General features: G+C 70.8%; 15 protein-coding genes, 1 tRNA gene and 1 pseudogene. 8 read left to right on the top strand and 9 right to left on the bottom strand.

Annotated features, from left to right (window positions below; translation table 11 throughout):
- Positions 1–237: 237 nt before the first annotated feature.
- Positions 238–480: a hypothetical protein gene (locus ACH4S8_RS43875; RefSeq protein ID WP_398404741.1), complete on the bottom strand. Its 243-nt coding sequence runs from the start codon at positions 478–480 to the stop codon at positions 238–240.
- A gap of 431 nt (positions 481–911) precedes the next feature.
- Between ACH4S8_RS43875 and ACH4S8_RS43870 the strand changes: the two genes are divergently transcribed.
- A complete protein-coding gene (locus tag ACH4S8_RS43870) occupies positions 912–1,835 on the top strand; it encodes a PIG-L deacetylase family protein (protein ID WP_398404738.1) in 924 nt (307 codons plus the stop codon).
- Between the two features lie 596 nt (positions 1,836–2,431).
- Here ACH4S8_RS43870 and ACH4S8_RS43865 read toward each other — a convergent pair.
- Both ACH4S8_RS43865 and ACH4S8_RS43860 read right to left on the bottom strand, forming a co-directional pair.
- Positions 2,432–2,508, bottom strand: a tRNA-Met gene (locus tag ACH4S8_RS43865).
- A gap of 170 nt (positions 2,509–2,678) precedes the next feature.
- Positions 2,679–3,239, bottom strand: a complete 561-nt coding sequence (locus ACH4S8_RS43860; RefSeq protein WP_398404745.1) for a nitroreductase family protein — start codon at positions 3,237–3,239, stop codon at positions 2,679–2,681.
- 541 nt (positions 3,240–3,780) lie between these two features.
- On the opposite strand from ACH4S8_RS43860, the pseudogene ACH4S8_RS43855 reads away from it, so the two are divergent.
- Positions 3,781–4,005: pseudogene (locus ACH4S8_RS43855) on the top strand (aldehyde dehydrogenase family protein); the annotation flags it as partial.
- 69 nt (positions 4,006–4,074) lie between these two features.
- Here the strand turns inward: ACH4S8_RS43855 and ACH4S8_RS43850 are convergent.
- From ACH4S8_RS43850 to ACH4S8_RS43830, 5 genes are all read right to left on the bottom strand, one after another.
- Positions 4,075–4,611 (bottom strand): MarR family winged helix-turn-helix transcriptional regulator, encoded by a 537-nt coding sequence (locus tag ACH4S8_RS43850; RefSeq protein ID WP_398404736.1) that lies wholly within the window; start codon positions 4,609–4,611, stop codon positions 4,075–4,077.
- 105 nt (positions 4,612–4,716) lie between these two features.
- A complete protein-coding gene (locus tag ACH4S8_RS43845) occupies positions 4,717–5,364 on the bottom strand; it encodes an SRPBCC family protein (protein ID WP_398404734.1) in 648 nt (215 codons plus the stop codon).
- 88 nt (positions 5,365–5,452) lie between these two features.
- Positions 5,453–7,831 carry a xanthine dehydrogenase family protein molybdopterin-binding subunit gene (locus ACH4S8_RS43840; RefSeq protein WP_398404743.1) on the bottom strand — a complete coding sequence of 793 codons (2,379 nt, stop codon included), beginning with the start codon at positions 7,829–7,831 and terminating at the stop codon, positions 5,453–5,455.
- A gap of 5 nt (positions 7,832–7,836) precedes the next feature.
- Positions 7,837–8,391, bottom strand: a complete 555-nt coding sequence (locus ACH4S8_RS43835) for a (2Fe-2S)-binding protein (protein ID WP_398404732.1) — start codon at positions 8,389–8,391, stop codon at positions 7,837–7,839.
- Entirely contained in the window at positions 8,388–9,257 is an 870-nt protein-coding gene (locus tag ACH4S8_RS43830) for an FAD binding domain-containing protein (protein ID WP_398404730.1), read from the bottom strand. The genes ACH4S8_RS43835 and ACH4S8_RS43830 overlap by 4 nt, the downstream gene beginning before the upstream one ends.
- Before the next feature lie 152 nt (positions 9,258–9,409).
- Here ACH4S8_RS43830 and ACH4S8_RS43825 point away from each other — a divergent pair, with 152 nt between their 5' ends.
- Positions 9,410–10,498 (top strand): XdhC family protein, encoded by a 1,089-nt coding sequence (locus tag ACH4S8_RS43825; protein WP_398404728.1) that lies wholly within the window; start codon positions 9,410–9,412, stop codon positions 10,496–10,498.
- 114 nt (positions 10,499–10,612) lie between these two features.
- The gene (locus ACH4S8_RS43820; protein ID WP_398404726.1) at positions 10,613–11,800 is read left to right on the top strand and encodes a TetR family transcriptional regulator; all 1,188 of its coding nucleotides are present in this window, start codon (positions 10,613–10,615) and stop codon (positions 11,798–11,800) included.
- 33 nt (positions 11,801–11,833) lie between these two features.
- On the opposite strand, the gene ACH4S8_RS43815 is transcribed toward ACH4S8_RS43820, so the two are convergent.
- Positions 11,834–13,201, bottom strand: coding sequence for an MFS transporter (locus tag ACH4S8_RS43815; protein ID WP_398404724.1), 1,368 nt, complete (start codon positions 13,199–13,201; stop codon positions 11,834–11,836).
- A 252-nt stretch (positions 13,202–13,453) separates the two neighbouring features.
- On the opposite strand from ACH4S8_RS43815, the gene ACH4S8_RS43810 reads away from it, so the two are divergent.
- From ACH4S8_RS43810 to ACH4S8_RS43795, 4 genes are read left to right on the top strand one after another with little or no spacing between them, the layout of a single operon-like run.
- Positions 13,454–14,938, top strand: a complete 1,485-nt coding sequence (locus ACH4S8_RS43810; protein ID WP_398404722.1) for an aldehyde dehydrogenase — start codon at positions 13,454–13,456, stop codon at positions 14,936–14,938.
- Positions 14,939–14,995: 57 nt separating this feature from the next.
- Positions 14,996–15,988, top strand: coding sequence for a VOC family protein (locus tag ACH4S8_RS43805; RefSeq protein ID WP_398404720.1), 993 nt, complete (start codon positions 14,996–14,998; stop codon positions 15,986–15,988).
- Complete coding sequence (locus tag ACH4S8_RS43800; protein ID WP_398404718.1) at positions 15,985–16,779, top strand: aspartate dehydrogenase domain-containing protein; 795 nt, start codon at positions 15,985–15,987, stop codon at positions 16,777–16,779. Before ACH4S8_RS43805 ends, ACH4S8_RS43800 begins: the two co-directional genes overlap by 4 nt.
- A complete protein-coding gene (locus ACH4S8_RS43795) occupies positions 16,776–17,624 on the top strand; it encodes an alpha/beta fold hydrolase (protein WP_398404716.1) in 849 nt (282 codons plus the stop codon). The genes ACH4S8_RS43800 and ACH4S8_RS43795 overlap by 4 nt, the downstream gene beginning before the upstream one ends.
- Positions 17,625–17,626: the final 2 nt, after the last annotated feature.

Below are 17,626 nucleotides of genomic sequence, written 5' to 3'. Positions count from 1 at the left end.
AAGCCATCGACGTCTTCGGTGAGGTGCCAGTCATCCGGAAACACGGTTCATGATCCCGGATGTACTCGACTCGGCGGAGCACTTTGCCCAGAGACGTACCGTCACCACGGCCGGCACAACACCTTTCAGCCACGTGACGCAACTGCTCCCGATCAGACACGAGTTTTCCTCGTCCACTGGCTGGTGAGGGACCTTTGCGGGTGAGGCACCGGGCCATCATGATGATGAGTGCCCAGTTCAGTGGGCTTCGAAGTGCTGCGGAAGACGTTCGTGGTCGCGTGCGTTGCGACGGGCGTTCATGCACCATCCGATCGTCCGCTCGACCTTCCAGCGGCGGGGCCGGACGACGAAGCCCTTGGCGCCTTGGGGTCGGAAGACGATGCGCTGGGCTTCGGCAAGGGGGACCACGTGGTCGATGGTCGCCTGGGCGACGACGGTGACGGCGGTGCCGTCGTAGGCGGAGTACCTGGTATCCCGCATCGCGCTGGAGGAGTTCGAAGGAGACACGGCCGACAGTGCGGGTGAGCAGTGGCGGAAGACGCCGCCCGCCACGCAGTCACAGGGAAATCCCACGCCGATCACCAGATTCCGTGACGATCACTGAACCTGCACCTCAGAGTGCTCTCCAGACCCTGAAGACCTCCTGAAACCCCAGTTCAGAGGCGCTCCGCACCACAGCGAAAACCCTGGAACGATCGCTGGACCCCAAGGTCGGCGGATCACCTGTCCAGTGATCGTCAGCGGATTTGCCGCACAACCGGCGCGAAGCGTGCCGACACGACGTCAGCGAGACGTGAGCAAGACGTAAGCGGCTCCTGCGACCGTCGTGACGCACACAGCAGTTGCGCCCGTCCTGCCTTCCGTACGTGAGCGGGACGAGTGCCCCGTACGTCGAAATGAGGAATCGCCGCATGACCGTCCCCCACCATGATGCTGTCCCGACCGGTCTGTCCCGGAGGTCGGTACTGACCGCGGCCGGCCTGACGGCCGCGGGCGTCGCGTTCCAAGGATCCCTGGGTGCCGCAAGCGCCGCGGCGGCGACAGCGCCCGCGATCTTCTACTCGCCGCACCAGGACGACGAGGCAATCGGGATGGCCGGTTCCATCCTGGAGCACAAGGCCGCAGGACGACCGGTCTACCTGGTGCTCGTGTCCAAGGGCGAGAACGGCGGCATCGCGCAGTACCTCAACCAGACTCCGTGCTTCCTTGGCGACAAGTGCTCGGCTCCTGGTCACTACCACGAGCTGGGGTGGCAGGAAACAGGGCCAACGCCCGAGGTGGTCTCGGCCCGTACGTCCGAGTTCAATCTGTCCGCCAAAGCCCTCGGCGTCGACAAGGTCATCAACTTCAAGCTCTCCGACAACGCTTACGGCACGGACAGCGAGTACGACGCCTTCGTCCAGCAGATCATGGGCAAAATCCGTGCGCTCGCCCGGCAGTATCCGGGCGCTTCTCACAAGTTCACCGCGGGATGGCTCGACACGACCGACCCGACAAAGCCCACGAACGCCACGCACAAGGCGTGCAGCGACGCCGCGTACTGGCTGATGAAGAACGGCGAGCTGAAGGACGTCCGCTTCAACCACATCTACACGTACGAGGCGTTCAGCCGCGACCAGCGCGACCGCGGCGCGGACTACGTGCTCAACATCCCCTCCTCGCACATGGCGAAGAAACGAGCCGCGATCCTCGCGTACAACACGTGGGACCCGAACCGGAACCTCTACACCACCGGATATCACAGCGTGCCCACCATGCTGGAGGAGGCGTACAGCGACCCGAGAGAGTTCGTGTACGCGCTACCGTCCAACTACAAGCCCGGCCGGGGGAAGTGACTCCCCACCTCACCGGTTTCCGGGAGCCTCCGGCAGTCGGGCGCAGCACCCCTTCACAGTGCTGCACCGAGGCCCGGCCCCGGCCTCAAACGCCGGACGGGTCACGCTGCAGGTAGCACTGTGGCGAGCAATGCGGGCACCTTCATCGGCCAGCCGGCCAACGCTCAAGCTCTGCGACTGCTCCCGGAAGCCGGGTAAGGGCATAGGCACAGACCGCGGACAGCAGGAAGGTCGATCATGGGTTCAGTTCACGGTCAAGGGGATGACGTGACGCGAATCTTCGAATGGCCGCGCGGGGTGACCGGCAAGGACTCTGCAGCCTTGGAGCAGCGGCTCGGCGAGCACGGACGGGAGCTCGACCCGACGGTGTTCATGGCCGGCGTGCGGGGGTCGGCTGTCCAGGTCCGCCGGATCGGCGTGGCGTGGCAGGACGGAGAGGCGGAGCTTGCTGATCCTGCCAGGTGTGGTCGTGGAGTACGACGGTGAAGGAATACGTATCACCGTCCAGCCGACCGCGATAACCGCGCCCACCCCGTAAGGCTGGCGCATTACATGCCTCCGGCCCCCTCAACGTGATGTCGAGGGGGCCGGTGCGTTGGTAGCGGGGACAGGATTTGAACCTGCGACCTCTGGGTTATGAGCCCAGCGAGCTACCGAGCTGCTCCACCCCGCGTCGGCACGCTCAGCCTACGGCATGCAGGCGTGCCGGACAGCCACGGCCTCGGAGCAGGCCGCAGAAATGCGACAAGACTCAGGCAGCCACCTCACCGGTCTCCACCTCCATGCCTCGATGATCTGGATCGAGGATCTCCCCCGAGCCGCTCAATGATCACGACTCGGCCGTCACTCCGCCGGTGACCAGGGAGCGGAACGCAAGTGCGCGACGCTGTGCCGAGCGCGGCCCTCCGGCGGTCCGCCGGCCGCCTTGCCCACCGCGACCATGGAGACGATCACCCAACCCGGGTTCGGGTCCAACTCCTTGGCGAGCCCTTCCAGGTCGAAGGCCCGGAATTGGTGCGTGGCCAATCCCATGGCCTGGGCCTGAACGGTCATGTGGGCGATGGCCTGACCGAGGTCGTAGTCCGCAAACTCGGAGTAGAGCAGCTGCGTGTCATCGACGTGCCGGCGCGTCAGCGTGACGACGAGCAGGCTCGCGTCCGTCGCCCAGCGGGCCGAGCTCGGCGCAAGGTGAGGAAGCACCCGGTCGTGCTCCGGCTCACCGGGCCTGCCGGTGAAGAAGCCCCACGGTTGGGAGTTCCCCGCCGACGGCGCCCACCGCGCGGCTTCCAGCAGCAGACCGAGGGCGTGGTCGTCGACAACCGCAGACGGATCGAACCGGTAGGGGCTGAAACGCCCGGCAAGCAGCGGGTGCATGCCGCTGGGCGGCTCCTGAGGATCGTGCATGTTCCGCTGCAACCGGCAACCGCGAGTGCGTATTCCGGCTGATGCGAGCGCGGGCATCGCCCACGCCAGACGATCTACCGGAACGAAGATCCACGCGCAGCGAGTGAAACGGACAGCGGATTCAGACCGATACGCCTCCCGAGTACGGACCATGCCAACACGGCGACCTCGCACAACTGGGTAGCAGAACGGTTCGTCACTTCGCCGAGTAGCCCCGCCGTCCGACCTGCCGTTTTCCGGTACGCCGACATAATCCCGACGAAGGAATCCAGTCCGGAGGAGATGTACCGGCGCGCCGCAGCCGACGGTAACGCCACTGCGGTGTTGAACCTGGATCGCCTGCTGACCTCAACTGGGCGACGAGGAGAAGTAGCGCTGGTCGAAGCGCCGAAGAGCGGTCTTGGCCCGGCGTACTGCAGCGTGACGTTCCCGCCGTTCCATCCGGGTGGGGTTCGGCTTCTTCTCCTTCTTCGTCTCGGCCTGCGTTTTGCCCTTGCCTGCGGAGCCGCTTTAGCCTTGGTTCCTTCCTGCGGTCTGGCGCGCCGACATGTGGACGCGGGACGTCAACACGGCCTACCGGGCGGGCCGTTCCATCCAGGCCGGCCGGGCCTGGACTAACTGCCATCACGCGTATCCGGTACATGCCGCGTTCGGTGGATACAGGCAGTCCGGTATCGGCTGCGAGAACCACAAGATGATGCTGGAGCACTACCAGCAGACGAAGAACCTGCTGGTCAGCTACTCGCCGAAGAAGCCGGGCCTCTTCTGGAGCCTGCGGCGGGTTGCCTGGAGGCATCGTCGCGCTCCAGGCAACCCGATACCCAGTACCTCGTCGTCAGGGAGCGGACGGCGGCTCATCGTCCGAGGCGAGGATCGAGTCCTCCAGTTTGCGCAGCAGCCGCGCGAGCTGGCGGCGTTCGGGAGGCGAGAGCTCGCCCAGCATCCGGCGTTCGTTGTCGAGGTGCTCGGCGAACACCTCGTCCACCGTGGCGAGGCCCTTCTCGGTGAGCCGCGAGTAGACCACCCTGCGGTCCTCGGCGTCGCGCTCGCGCACGATCAGGCCGTCCTTCTCCAGGCGGTCCATCCGCAAGGTGACCCCCGCGGACGACACCAGCCCCGAGTCGGCGAGCTGGCCCGCGGTCAGCCGGTACGGCGCGCCGGAACGCCGCAGCGCGGTCAGCACGTCGAAGCCGGCGACGGACAGCCCGTGCCGCTCTATCGACGTGGTGAGTCTGGTGCTGTAGCGCAGGAACGAGCGGTGCAGCCGGGCGAGCACCTCCAGAGGGCTCGTGTCCAGCTCGGGCCGCTCTCGCGCCCAGTCCTCGATCACCGCCGCCACGGCGTCCCTACGCGCCGTCTTGCGTGCTGCCATCTTCGTCCCCTCGTGCGCCCGCGGCCCGGGCACGGCATATACCACGCCCCTGAGAATCTTAGACCTAAGGTGATCGCGGGAGGGGAGCGAGGCGGCGGCTTCGGCTCAGCGGCCGGAGCGGCGTCCGAAGGCCCTGATGACCACGAAGGCCAACAGCACCGCCGCGGCGGGAGCCGCGGCCTTCCTGAGCAGCACGGGCAGCGCGGCGGCCCCGAGGTCGATGGCCTCCGGTTCGGCCCCGGCACGCGACGTCGGCGCCAGGTCCTGTCCGCCGGCCGTACGTGCTCCGGCGTCCGGAGCCGGGTCGCGGACCGGCCGGCGCAGCAACTCCTCGAGGCGTGTGGCGAACTGCCCCACGATGCGGTCACCGACCTCGGTCATGATGCCGCGGCCGAACTGCGCCGGGCGGCCGGTGATGTCGAGTTCGGTCCTCACCCGGACCCGGGTGCCGGCCGGATCGGCGGTGAGGTGCGCGGTGACCGTGGCCGAGGCCGTTCCGGCGCCGCGGGTCTCGCTGCCGCTGAGGTCGAGGACCATCGAGCGGCCGGCTTCGTCGCGGGTCACCGTTCCCTCACCGCGGTAACTCATCTGCACCGCGCCGACCTTCACCTTGACGCGACCCGAGAACGAGTCGCCGTCGAGCGTGTCGAGCACCGCACCGGGCATGCACGGGGCGACTCGGCCGAGATCCAGGAAGAGTTTCCACACGGTGTCGGGGTCCGTCGGGACGCAGAAGGAGTGGTCGAGCTGCATGGGCGGTGTCGTCCAATCGAAGGTGGATCCGTGCGCGGTCCTGAGTGGGGGGCGCGCACCTGGGTGGTGTGGATCGTGCGGGTTCGGCTCAGTGCGCGTCGGCACCGCGGATCAGGTCGCGGACCCGGCTCGGTGAGAGCGGTCCACGGCGTACGATCGCGCCGAACGGGCGCAGCGCGTCCTCCACCGCGTTGGCGAGGACGGCCTGCGGTGCGATCGCGCCTCCCTCGCCGAGTCCTTTGACGCCGAGGTCGTTCAGGGGGCTCGGGGTGAAGATCTCGTCCATGTCGAGGTCGGGGATCTCCGAGGAGGTGGGCACCAGGTAGTCCATGTACGTGCCGGTGCGCGGCTGGCCGTCGGGTCCGTAGATCATCTCCTCGTAGAGTGCGCCGCCGATGCCCTGGGCGATGCCGCCGGTGACCTGGCCCTCGGCGATCATCGGGTTGACGATGTTGCCGGCGTCGTGGACGACGACGTACCGCAGGATGTCGATCACCCCGGTGTGCTCGTCGACCTCGACGACGGCCGCGTGGGCACCGCTGGCCACGGCGAAGCCCGGGGGGCGGAAATGGACGGTCTCGCTGAGTTCCGTGCCGTGCCGGCCGTCGGCGGGTTCCGGGATGCCGGGCAGGGGAGCCCGTCCGGCCAGGTCGCCCAGGGTGAGTGACGGGCCGCCGCTCTCCTTGGACACGACGACGCCCTCACGGAGGTCGAGTTCCCCGGCGGCGACGCCGAGCCTGCGGGCCGCGGCCTCGATGATCTTCTCGCGCACGAGGCGTCCGGCGCGGTGGGTGGCGTTGCCGGCGTTGACCAGGGCCCGGCTGGCGATGGTGCCCACGCCGAACGGGGTGGCTTCGGTGTCACCACCGATCACGTCGACGGCATCGAACGGCACGCCCAGGGCGTCGGCCGCGATCTGCGCCATGGACGTGCGGTGTCCCTGTCCCTGGGAGGGCGCGCCGATGGCGAGCCTGACGCGTCCGCCGGGAGTGATGTCGATCCTTGCGGTCTCGAACGGCCCGAGCCCGGTGGCCTCGATGTACATGGCGAAGCCGATTCCGATGTGCCGACCGTCGCGGGCGCCTTCTCGCTGCCGCAGGCGCACCTCTTCGACGTCCGCCCGCGCGACGGCGCGACGCAGCAATTCGGGGAAGTCACCGGAGTCGTAGGACTGCGGCTTTCCCGATCGGTCCACCAGGCCGGTCCGGTAGGGCATGTCGTGGGGCTGGACGAGGTTGCGCGCCCGCAGCTCCTGCGGCTCGATGCCGAGCTTCGCGGCCAGTCGGTCCATGGCCCGCTCCATCGCGAACACCGTCTCGGGGCGCCCCGCGCCCCGGTAGGGCGTGGCGAAGGTGGTGTTGGTGAGGACGCCGACGACGCTGATGTCCACGTTCGGGACGCGGTAGGGACCCAGCAGATGACACAGCGAGTTGTACGGGACGACCAGGCCGGTCATGTTGTACGCGCCGAAGTTGACGGTGATGCTGTCGCGTACCGCGAGGAGGCGGCCCTCGGCGTCGGCGGCGAGCTCGATGCGGTGGGTCTGCTCGCGCGCATGGGAGGAGGCGGTGAGGTTCTCGTTGCGGTCCTCGCGCCACCGTACGGGGCGGCTGAGCAGTCGCGCCGCGTGCGGTACGAGCAGCTCCTCGACGTAGAGGATGCCCTTCTGGCCGAAGCCGCCCCCGACGTCGGCGGCGATGACGCGCACGGTGTCTCTGTCCAGACCGAGGGTGCCGGCGACGGCGTCGCGCAGCCGGTGGGGGGTCTGGGTGCCGGACCAGACGGTCAACCGGCCGCTGTAGGGGTCGACCTGGGCCGATATGGCGCGGGTCTCGATGGGCGAGGCCACATAGCGGTGGGCCTGGAACTCCTCGTCGACCACGGTGTGGGCGGTGGCGAAGGCGGCCTCCGGGTCGCCGACCCTGGTGGCGACGGCGACGGCGGTGTTGTCGTCGGCGTCCTCGTGCAGCAGCGGCGCCTCCGGGGTCAGGGCCTCGGCCGGGTCGACGACGACGGGCAGTGCGTCGTAGCGCACCTCGACGAGTTCGAGGGCGTCCTCGGCGAGTGAGCGGTTCTCGGCGAAGACGACGGCGACGGGCTGGCCCACGTACAGGACCTTGTCCCGGGCGAGCAGTGGCATCGGCGTCATCCGGACCACGGGGGCCAGGAGGTCGGCGAGGCCGGGCGGGGTGCGCAGTTCCTCCTTGTTGAGCAGGGCGGGCAGGTGCGCGACGTCGGCGCCCGTCCACACGGCGGTGACCCCGGGGGCGGCGAGTGCGGCGGTGGCGTCGACCGACGCGATGCGGGCGTGGGCGTGCGGGCTGCGCAGGAAGGCGGCTTCGACGGCACCGGGGAGGGCGATGTCGTCGACGTAGCGGCCGTGGCCGCGCAGGAGGCGATCGTCCTCGACCCGCGGGACGGGCCGGCCGATCCAGTTGCCGCTGCCGGACGGGGTGGAGTGGGACATCCGGTTCACTTCCCGAAGCGTTCGTCGAGTGCCTGGCACACGGCACGGCGGATGTTGCGGTAGCCGGTGCAGCGGCACAGGTGACCGCTGAGGGCGTCGGCGACGTCGGCGGCCGAGGGCCGCTCCGCCTGTTCGGTCAAGGCTGTCGCCGTCATGACGAACCCCGGGGTGCAGAAGCCGCACTGCATGCCGTGGCAGGTGTGGAACGCACGCTGTACGGGGGTGAGCGGCTCGTCGTCGGCGGCGAGGCCCTCGACGGTGCGCAGGTCGGCGCCCTCGCACTGCACGGCCAGCGTGAGGCAGGAGCGCAGTGGCTCGCCGTCGAGCAGGACGGTGCAGGCGCCGCAGACGCCGTGTTCGCAGCCGACGTGGGTGCCGGTCAGGGCCAGGCGGTCGCGGAGGAAGTCGCTGAGCAGCAGGCGGGACTCGACCTGCGCGGTGACCGGTTCGCCGTTGACCGTGAGGCGGATCTCGTGCCAGCCGGAGGGTTCGGCGAGCGGTGGGGTCGGGACCGGGCGGCGCGCGGTGGTCGATGCGCTGGTGGACACGTCGGGGTTCATGAGCGGCGCTCCCGGGCGGCGGTGACGGCACGGACGAAGAGGTGGGCGGCGGCCTCGCGCCGGTACACGGCGGTGGCGTGGACGTCGTCGGGGGGCGTGAGGTGTGTGAGGACGGCATGGGCCGCGGCGTCGAGGGCGGCCTCCCCGCAGTCGGTTCCGGTGAGGGCCGCTTCCGCGGCGGAGAGCTGCACGGGGGTGGCTCCGGCGCCGCAGAAGACCACGCGGGCGCCGCGAACGGTCGATGCGCCGGACGCGAGATCCAGGCGGACGGCGACTCCGACGGTGGCGAAGTCCCCGTGTCGCCGGGCCAGTTCCTCGAAGGCCCAACCGTGACCGTCGCGGGCCGGCAGGACGATCTCGGTGAGGAGTTCGTCCGGCTCGACGGCGGTCTGGAAGGTGGCCACGAAGAAGTCCTCGGCGCCGACGGTACGGGTCCCGCACGGGCCGGTGACGACGAAGCGGGCGTCCAGGGCCAGCGCCGCCGCGGGAAGCTCCGCCGCGGGGTCGTGGTGGACGAGGCTGCCGCACACGGTGCCGCGGTTGCGGATCTGGGGATGCCCGATGTGCTCGACGGCAGCGGCGAGGAGCGGCCAGCCGCGCCGGACACCGGGGTCGGCGGCCGCCCTCGCCTGGCGCACGGCGGCGCCGATGTGCAGGTCACCGGCCGTGTCCACGTACAGCCGGTCGAGCTCGGGAACGCGCGTGATGTCCACGAGCAGCTCGGGCCGGGCGAGGCGCATGTTCAGCATCGGGATCAGGGACTGGCCCCCGGCCACCACCTTCGCCTCCCGGTCCTCGTCCGCGAGGAGGGCGACCACATCGGTGACGGAGCGGGGAGCGATGTAGTCGAAGGGTGCGGGTTTCAACCGGTTCTCACCAAACCTCTCGGAACGTCGTCGCACCGCGACGCGCGACGCTCGGCCACTGGGAAGATTTATCTAATGCCTTAAATGATTTACACTAAACTGTCATCCTGGCAAGAGGCTGCGGCCGATTCACCGAGCGAGAGGTGACCGACGTGCGACACGTCATCGAAGAGGCCGCCGCCTGGCAGCGCGCCGGGACCCGTTTCGCCATGGCGACGGTCGTACGCACCTGGGGTTCCGCCCCGCACCCGGCCGGAGCGTCCATGCTCGTCGCCGCGGACGGCCGTATGGTCGGCAGCGTCTCCGGCGGCTGCGTGGAGGCCGCCGTGTGCGCCGCCGCGGAGGAGGTCCTGGCCGGGGCGGGACCGGCCCGGGAGACATACGGGGTCGGCGACGAGGACGCCTTCTCCGTTGGGCTGACCTGCGGCGGGACCATCGAGGTGCTGGTGCGCGAAGTGTCCGCCGAGGCACCGCTGGACCGGGTGGCCGCCGATCTCGCGGCAGGCCGGCCGGTTGCGCTGGTGACGCCGGTGGACGGCGGCGGCTGCCTCGCGGTCGGATCCGGGACGGTCACCGGCACCCTCGGGGACACCCGGTCGGACCGTGCCGCGGCACAGGCCGCCGAGGGCATGCTGGGGCGCGGGACGAGCGGCCTCGTACACAGCGGCGGCGTCGGCGACGCGATGTGCGCGACCCCGCGCGAGCTGCTGGTGCAGTCGTTCGCGGCCGGGCCCCGGCTGCTCGTCTTCGGCGCGGTCGAGTTCGCCCGGCCGCTGGTGGCCGTCGCCGCCCTGCTCGGGTACCGGGTCACGCTGTGCGACGCCCGCCCCGCCTTCGCCGCGGCCGAGCGCTTCCCCGGCGCCCACGAGGTCGTCGTCGACCGGCCCGACCGGTGGTTCGCCGCGCACGAGGGGCTGGTCGGGCCGTCGACGGCGGTCTGCGTGCTCACCCATGAGGCCAGGTTCGACGTGCCTGTCCTGGCCCTGGCCCTGCGCAGCCGGGCCGGATACGTCGGCGCGATGGGCAGCCGGCGCACCCACGAGGACCGCCTGGCGCGGCTCCGCCGGGCAGGGCTCGGCGAACCGGAACTGCTCCGCCTGCGCTCGCCGATCGGCCTGGACCTCGGCGGGCAGGGGCCGGAGGAGACAGCCGTGTCCATCATTGCGGAGATCATCGCGGTGGCCCGCGGCGGCAGCGGCGTACCGCTGACACAGCGGACAGGCCCGGTACACGCATCGTGACAGCTTTTGAACGACTGTTTTTCTGAACACTCGTTTAATGTGAGCCATGTGGATTCCGAGAACAAGAGAACGCGGCGCCCGGCCGGGAGGTCCGCGTCACAGGGCGAGCCTCCGGTGCAGCGCCGCGGCCGCTCCCACGACCCGGAGGGCCATCGCCAGGCGGTCCTGAAGGCAGCGCGCACGCTGTTCGCGGCCCATGGCTACACAGGCGTCGGGATCCGCGCCATCGCGTCCGCGGCAGGAGTGACCCCCGGTCTGGTCATGGCGTACTTCGGCACGAAGGACGGGCTGTTCCGCGAGGCCGTGGGCAGGGGCGCCGGAGTGACGGCGCAGGTGCTGGAGGAGGCCGGAGACGATCCGGCGCGGCTGTCGGCCGTCCTGGCGCGCGCCTATCTCGACCGGTGGGACCGTCTGCCCGCCCAGGATCCCTGGCCCGCGCTGATCCGCTCGGCGGTCAGCCACGCGCCGAGTGCCGAGCTGCTGCGGACGGTCCTCGAAGAGCAGGTGGGTGCGCCGCTCACCCGCCTTCTGGGCAGCTCCGCGGAGGCTGACGTACGGGCCGCGATGGTCCGCAGCATCCTCTTCGGCGTGATCATGGAGCGCTATGTCTTCGCGCACGAACCCGCCGCCTCTGTGCCCTCGCGAGACCTGGGGCCCGCACTGGCCGACGCCCTCGCCACCGCGCTCGCCGGCAGCCGCGGGCGGGCTGCCGCGGAGGAGGTCTTCGAGACGCACGCGCCGGACGAGATGCGCGTGACCCGCCAGGTCCCCCCGGCGCAAGAAGCCGGCAGCCCGGCGGAAGAAGCAGCGGGGAGCGGCGAGGCCCCGGCGGCCGAGGAAGCCTCCCGATCCGGCGGCGCCCCGCCCTCCCCCACGCACCTCTTCGCCCTGCTGAGCGAGTGCTCGGTGCGCCATCGGACGCTGCTCGGCCGGACGGTCAGGGAGTACGGCATCAGCCTGCCGGCCTTCGAGGTGCTCGCCGCGCTGCACGAGAGCGGCGAGCCGTACCGGCGCACGACGGGCGAGGTCGCCGACTCGGTCGGCGCGGGCGTGCTCACCCAGCACATCGACCGCCTGGAGGGCGCTGGTCTGCTGCGGCGGGAACGTGACGCCCGGGACCGGCGGATCGTCCATCTGCGTCTCACCGCGGCCGGCGTCGAACTGGCCGACCGGGTCACTGCCGTGCGGTCGGCCCTGGAGGGCGAGTTGCTCGCGGGGCTGCATCCCTCGGACCGGCACCAGCTGACGGAACTGCTGGGGGCCTTGGGACGGACGCTCGAAACAGGTGGACCGGAGCGGTAGTTCCGCTCCGGTCCACCCCCGCTCCGGTCCCCCTCAGGAGTTCAGCTCCTCCAGTGTCCTGCCCTTGGTCTCCACGGCGAACAGCGCGACCGCCGTGCCCACCACGGCCACCGCGGCGAGCTGTGCGAAAACGGTCGTCAGGCTGCCGCCCGCGCCGAGGATCGCACCGACGGTGACCGGTCCGAGGATCACACCGAGCCGATTCCACAGACCGCCGAACGCGGCGCCCTTGGCCCGGTTGTGCGTCGGGTACAGCTCGGGCGAGTAGAGGTACAGGCCCGCATTGACCGCGTACAGGAAGAAGGTCGTACAGGAGGCGAAGACGGCGACCTGGAGTCCGGAGGTCACTCCCGCGAGTGCGAGCGCGCCGAGGGTGACCGCGGTCCCGCCGAGCGCGGCCGTCAGGGCGGGCCTGCGGCCCACGCGGTCGATCAACAGGGCGACGACCAGTGTGCCGAGCAGTCCGGTGACGTTGCTGAGCAGGGTATAGACGAGGGCCGTGGTCAGGTCGAGGCCGAAGTACTTGGTGTAGAGCGACGGCAGCCAGGTGGAGATGCCGTGGTTGACGTAGTACGCGACGAACCAGAGCGCCGAGACGACCGCAGTACGGCGCAGGTACCGCCCGGTGAACAGCTCCCGCAGACGGCCCTGGGCCCGCTCCTCGGCCACGGCGGACGGGGAGGGCGCGGGGAGCGGCTCGCCCGTCGAGCGCACGACCTCGGCCTCGATCCGCGCGATGACCTCCTCGGCCTCCTCGGTGCGCCCGCGGGCCAGCAGCCAGCGCGGGGACTCGGCGACCTGACGCCGCAGCGTCGCGGCGAGCAGGACCGGCAGTGCTCCGAGGACGAACATGATCCGCCAGCCGAGGTGGGGGACGACCCAGACGGCGACCAGACTCGCGGCCGCCAGACCGGCCGGGAAGATCATCTCGTAGAGCAGGACGAACCGGCCGCGCCGGTCGGAGCGGGCGATCTCATTGATGTAGGTGGCGGCGACGGGGACGACTCCGCCGATGCCGAGCCCCTGCACGAAGCGGAACAGCGAGAAGACCTCGATGCCGTTCGAGAGGGCGACGGCGAGCGAGCCCAGCGCGGTGACGGCGACGCCGAGCGCGACGGTCCGCACCCGGCCGATCCGGTCACCCATCCAGCCGGCGGCCAGCGCGCCCAGGAGCATGCCGATGGAACCGGCGGTCACGACGAAGGTGGCCTGCCCCGTGGTCAGGTGCCATTGCTTCGTCAGGACAGGAAGCGCGGAGGCGGTCAGCAACTGGTCGAACGCCTCGAAGAACGTGACGGCGCCGATCAGGAACCGGACCTTCACGTGCCAGCGGGAGTGGGGCAGTCGCTCGAGTCTGGCAGCTATCGCTCCCAGGGCGGGCGGGCCGGCCACAGTCGTCATGAGGTTCCTTCCGCGAACAGAGAAGTTGCCGAGACAGTAGGGCGCGTTACCTAAGCGGTCAATGGTTAATGACCTAAATACTTCTACAACCCACCGAGAGACCTCCCGCCGAGCTGCCCGTCTATCGAGGGGGCTTGCCAGAAAATACTTAAGCACTTAGATTTCTAGTACTTGATCGATCGGATCGACCGAGGGCCCCGCCCGGGCTCCGGGTGATCCGTTCCCACTGTTCCGCTGCCCGGAGGTAGTGCTGTGCCTCGCATCCCCACCGACATCCTGATCGCGGGCCAGTGGCGTCGCGGCGCGGGCGAACCCCTCGAGTCCGTCGATCCGGCCACGGGGCAGGTGCTCACCACGCTGACCGGCGCCTCGCCCGAAGAGGTGGCGGAGGCCGCCGAGGCGGCTGCCCTGGCCACCGCCGACCCGGCCTGGCGGGACCTGCTCCCCCATCAGCGAGCCCGACTGCTGCACCGCATCGCGGAGTTGACGGAGGAAGCGGCCGACGAGCTGTCCGCGCTGCAGACCGCGGACACCGGCAAGACGCTCACCGAGACCCGGGCCCTCGCGCTCAGCGCGGCCGGCACGTTCCGCTTCATCGCGGCCGCCCTGGAGACGGCGGAGGAGACCATCACCCCCTCCCGGGGCGAGTACGTCACGATGAGCGTGCACGAGCCCCTCGGCGTGGTCGGTGCGATCAACCCGTGGAACTCCCCCGTCGCCAGCGACGCACAGAAGATCGCCCCCGCTCTCGCGGCCGGCAACGCCGTCCTCCTCAAGCCCGCCGCCTGGACCCCCCTGGTCTCCCTGGCCCTCGGCCGCCTGATCACACAGGCGCTGGAGGAGTTCGGCCTGCCCACCGCGCTGCTCTCGGTGCTGCCCGGCAGCGGCCGGGTGGTCGGCGACGCCGTGGTCAGGCACCCCCTGGTGGCCCGGATCGGATTCACCGGCGGCACGGCCACCGGCCGGTCCATCGCGGCCGTCGCCGCCGACCGGCTGATTCCCGCGTCGCTGGAGCTGGGCGGCAAGTCACCGACGATCGTCCGCGCGGACGCCGACTTCGAACAGGCCCTGGCCGGAGTGATGTTCGGGATCTTCTCCTCCAGCGGCCAGTCCTGCATCGCCGGTTCCCGGCTCTTCGTCGCCCGCGAGATCTACGACGCTTTCCTGACCGAACTCGTCGAGCGAGTATCGAAGTTGCGGGTCGGCCCCGGCACCGATCCCGGCACCCAGGTGGGACCGCTCGTGCACCATCTGCACCGGGACTCCGTCGCCGCCTATGTGGACCTGGCACGCTCCGAGGGCGCCCGGGTGCTGTGCGGCGGGGCCGTACCGGAGGGCGCGGAGTACCAGGACGGCGCGTACTACCTGCCGACCGTCCTCGACGGTCTGCCGAACACCTCACGCACCTGTCAGGAGGAGATCTTCGGCCCGGTCCTCGTCGCCCTGCCCTACGACGACGAGGACGATCTGGTCCGCCAGGCGAACGACACCGCGTACGGACTGGCGTGCGGCATCTGGACCCGCGACCACCGGGCCGCCTGGCGCCTGGCGCGCCGGATCGACGCGGGCACGGTGTGGATCAACACCTACAAGCAGTTCAGCGCGTCCACCCCGTTCAGCGGCTGGAAGGCCAGCGGCCTGGGCACCGAGAAGGGCCGCGAGGCGATCCGCGCCTACCAGCGCCAGAAGTCCCTGTACTGGGGCACCTCCGACGCCCCGCTCCCCTGGGCCAACTGACCCGGCACCCCTTCCGCCCGACGGCACAAGCGTCCGTCCGTCCGTCTGGAGACACCCATGCACCAACCACCGCCCGGTCCGATCGCCCGGCTGCGTTCGCTGCGCTATGTCGAGCTCCACACCCCTGCCTTCACCGAGGCCGCCGACTTCTACGAGCAGGTCTGGGGGCTGGAGACGGTCGAGTGCGACACCGGGGCCCGCTGGCTGCGCGGCACCGGGGACGAGCACCACGTCCTGCACCTCACGCGCCGGGACCGGGTGGGCCTCGGCCGGATCGCCTTCGCCGTCGCGACCCCGGCCGAGGTCGACGAGGCCGCCCGGCGGCTGGAGGCGCGCGGCATCGTCCCGGTCCACGGCCCCGGCCCGCTGGACCAGGCGGGCGGCGGCTACGGGCTGCGGTTCACCGATCCCGAGCACCGGCTCATCGAGATCAGCGCCCACGTCGAGGCGGTCACCGCGCGCGGCCGTGACGGCGCGGTACCCGTGGGGGTCACCCACGCCGTGCTCAACACGACGGACATCGACGCCTCGGTCGCGTTCTACTGCGATGTCCTGGGACTGCGCGTCTCGGACTGGTCCGAGCACCAGATGGCGTTCCTGCGCTGCAACGCCGACCACCACTGCATCGCCTTCAACCAGGCGGAGTGGGCGTCGCTGAACCATGTGGCGTACGAGATGACCTCGGTCGACCACTTCATGCGGGGCCTGGGCCGGCTGCGCCACCACGGCATCACCCCTCAGTGGGGCCCCGGCCGGCACGGACCGGGCGACAACACCTTCTCCTACTTCACCGACCCGTCCGGGCTGGTCTGCGAGTACACCTCGGAGGTCGCCCAGATCGTCGAGGACGCCTGGATCGCCCGCGTGTGGCGACGCGTCCCCGAACTCTCCGACCTGTGGGGAACGGCGGGCCCGCCATCGCAGGAGATCCGCTGCCACATGGCGGGCTCCCCCGACCCCGGCCCGCTCGCGACCGCCGTCACCGCCACCGCCACATCCGCACCCGCACCGCCCGCGTCCGCATCCGTGTCCGAAGGAGTCCGCGCATGATGACACGCAAGGTCGGCATCGTCGGCTGGGGGGCGATCGGCCGGGTCGTCGGGACGGCACTCGCCGAAGGCGGTCTGCCCGGCGCCGAGTTGGTGTGCATCGTCGACAACCGCCCGCTGGGCGAAGCCGCGCCCGCGGCCCAGGTCACCTTCACCGAGTCGCTGGAGCTCTGCGATCTGATCGTGGAGGCGGCGGGCCAGGGTGTCGTACGGGAGTGGGGCGAGCGCGTACTGGCCTCTGGCACCGATCTGCTGATCGCCTCGACCGGCGCGCTGACCGACGAGGACCTCGCCAAGCGGCTGATCGCGGCGGGGCCCGGCCGGGTGTATTTCACGGGCGGTGCGGTCGGCGGCCTCGACCTGCTGCAGGCGGTGCGCTCGCTCGGTCCGCTGGACGAGGTGAGCCTGGTGACGACCAAGCTGCCGGCCACGCTCGAACAGCCGTGGATGGACGAAGAGCTGCTGTCCCGGATGCGCAACGCGGCCGGTCCGGTCGAGGTCATGTCCGGCACCGCACGCGACGTACCGGTGAAGTTCCCCAAGTCGACGAACGTGGCCGCTTCGGTCGCGCTGGCCGTCGGTGACCTGGACGCTGTGCGGGTCCGGGTCGTCGCCGACCCGGGCGCCCACCGCACCACGCACGTCGTCGAGGCGTCCGGGCCACACGGCGCGTACCGCTTCGAGGTGGCCCACCGGCCGGACCCGGGCAACCCCGCGACCAGCCAGGTCGTTCCCCACGCGGTACTGCGCAGCCTGGCGGCGCTGGCCGGGCGTACGGGGCAGATCCTGTGACCGGCGCCCCGGCGGTCCGCAGCCGTCCCACAGCCGGCGTGCACGTCGAGGAGGCGGGCGGGCACGGGCCGCTGCTGCTGTGCCTGCACGGCATCGGCTCCTCGTCCGCGGCCTTCGCACCCCAGCTGGCCGAACTGTCCGCGTACGCACGGGTGGTGGCCTGGGACGCCCCCGGGTACGGCAGGTCCGCGGACTCCGAGGACCCCCTCACCCTCGACGACTTCGCGGACACGGCCGCCGCCCTCATCCGCGAGCGCGGCACGAACGCCCATGTCCTCGGCGTCTCCTGGGGCGGCGTCATCGCCCTCAGGCTCGCAGTCCGTCACCCGGAGCTCGTCGCCTCGCTGATCGTCGCGGACTCCAGCCCCGGCTCGGGCACGGAGGCGGCGAAGGCCACCGGCATGCGGCAGCGGGCCGCAGAGCTGGCCGAGCTCGGACCCCGGGCGTTCGCCGAGGGCCGCGGGCCCCGGCTCGTGTCGGCGGGCGCGCCCCCGGAGCTGGTGCGCAAGGTCGTGGACACGATGGCCGCGTCCGTGCGGCTGCCCGGCTACGCCTACGCCGCCGAGTCCATGGCAGCGGCGGACCTGCGCGGCGAACTCGCCACGATCGCCGCGCCCACGCTCGTCCTGTGCGGCGACCAGGACCACGTCACCGGCGTCGAGGCCGGTCAGGCCATCGCCGGCGCCATCCACAAGACCGCCTACGTGATCGTCAAGGACGCCGGTCACCTGGCCAACCAGGAGCAGCCCGGGGCCTTCAACGCCTGGGTCCTCGCCCACCTCCGCATCACCGACCGCATCCCGGAACGCCCGGCAGCGGCACCCGATCCCCAACAGGAGCTGTGACC

It is taken from the genome of Streptomyces sp. NPDC021080 (assembly GCF_044333225.1).
Lineage (GTDB): Bacteria > Actinomycetota > Actinomycetes > Streptomycetales > Streptomycetaceae > Streptomyces.
The sequence above is the reverse complement of the archived record's forward strand: the minus strand, read 5'-3'. Positions and strand labels throughout refer to the sequence as shown.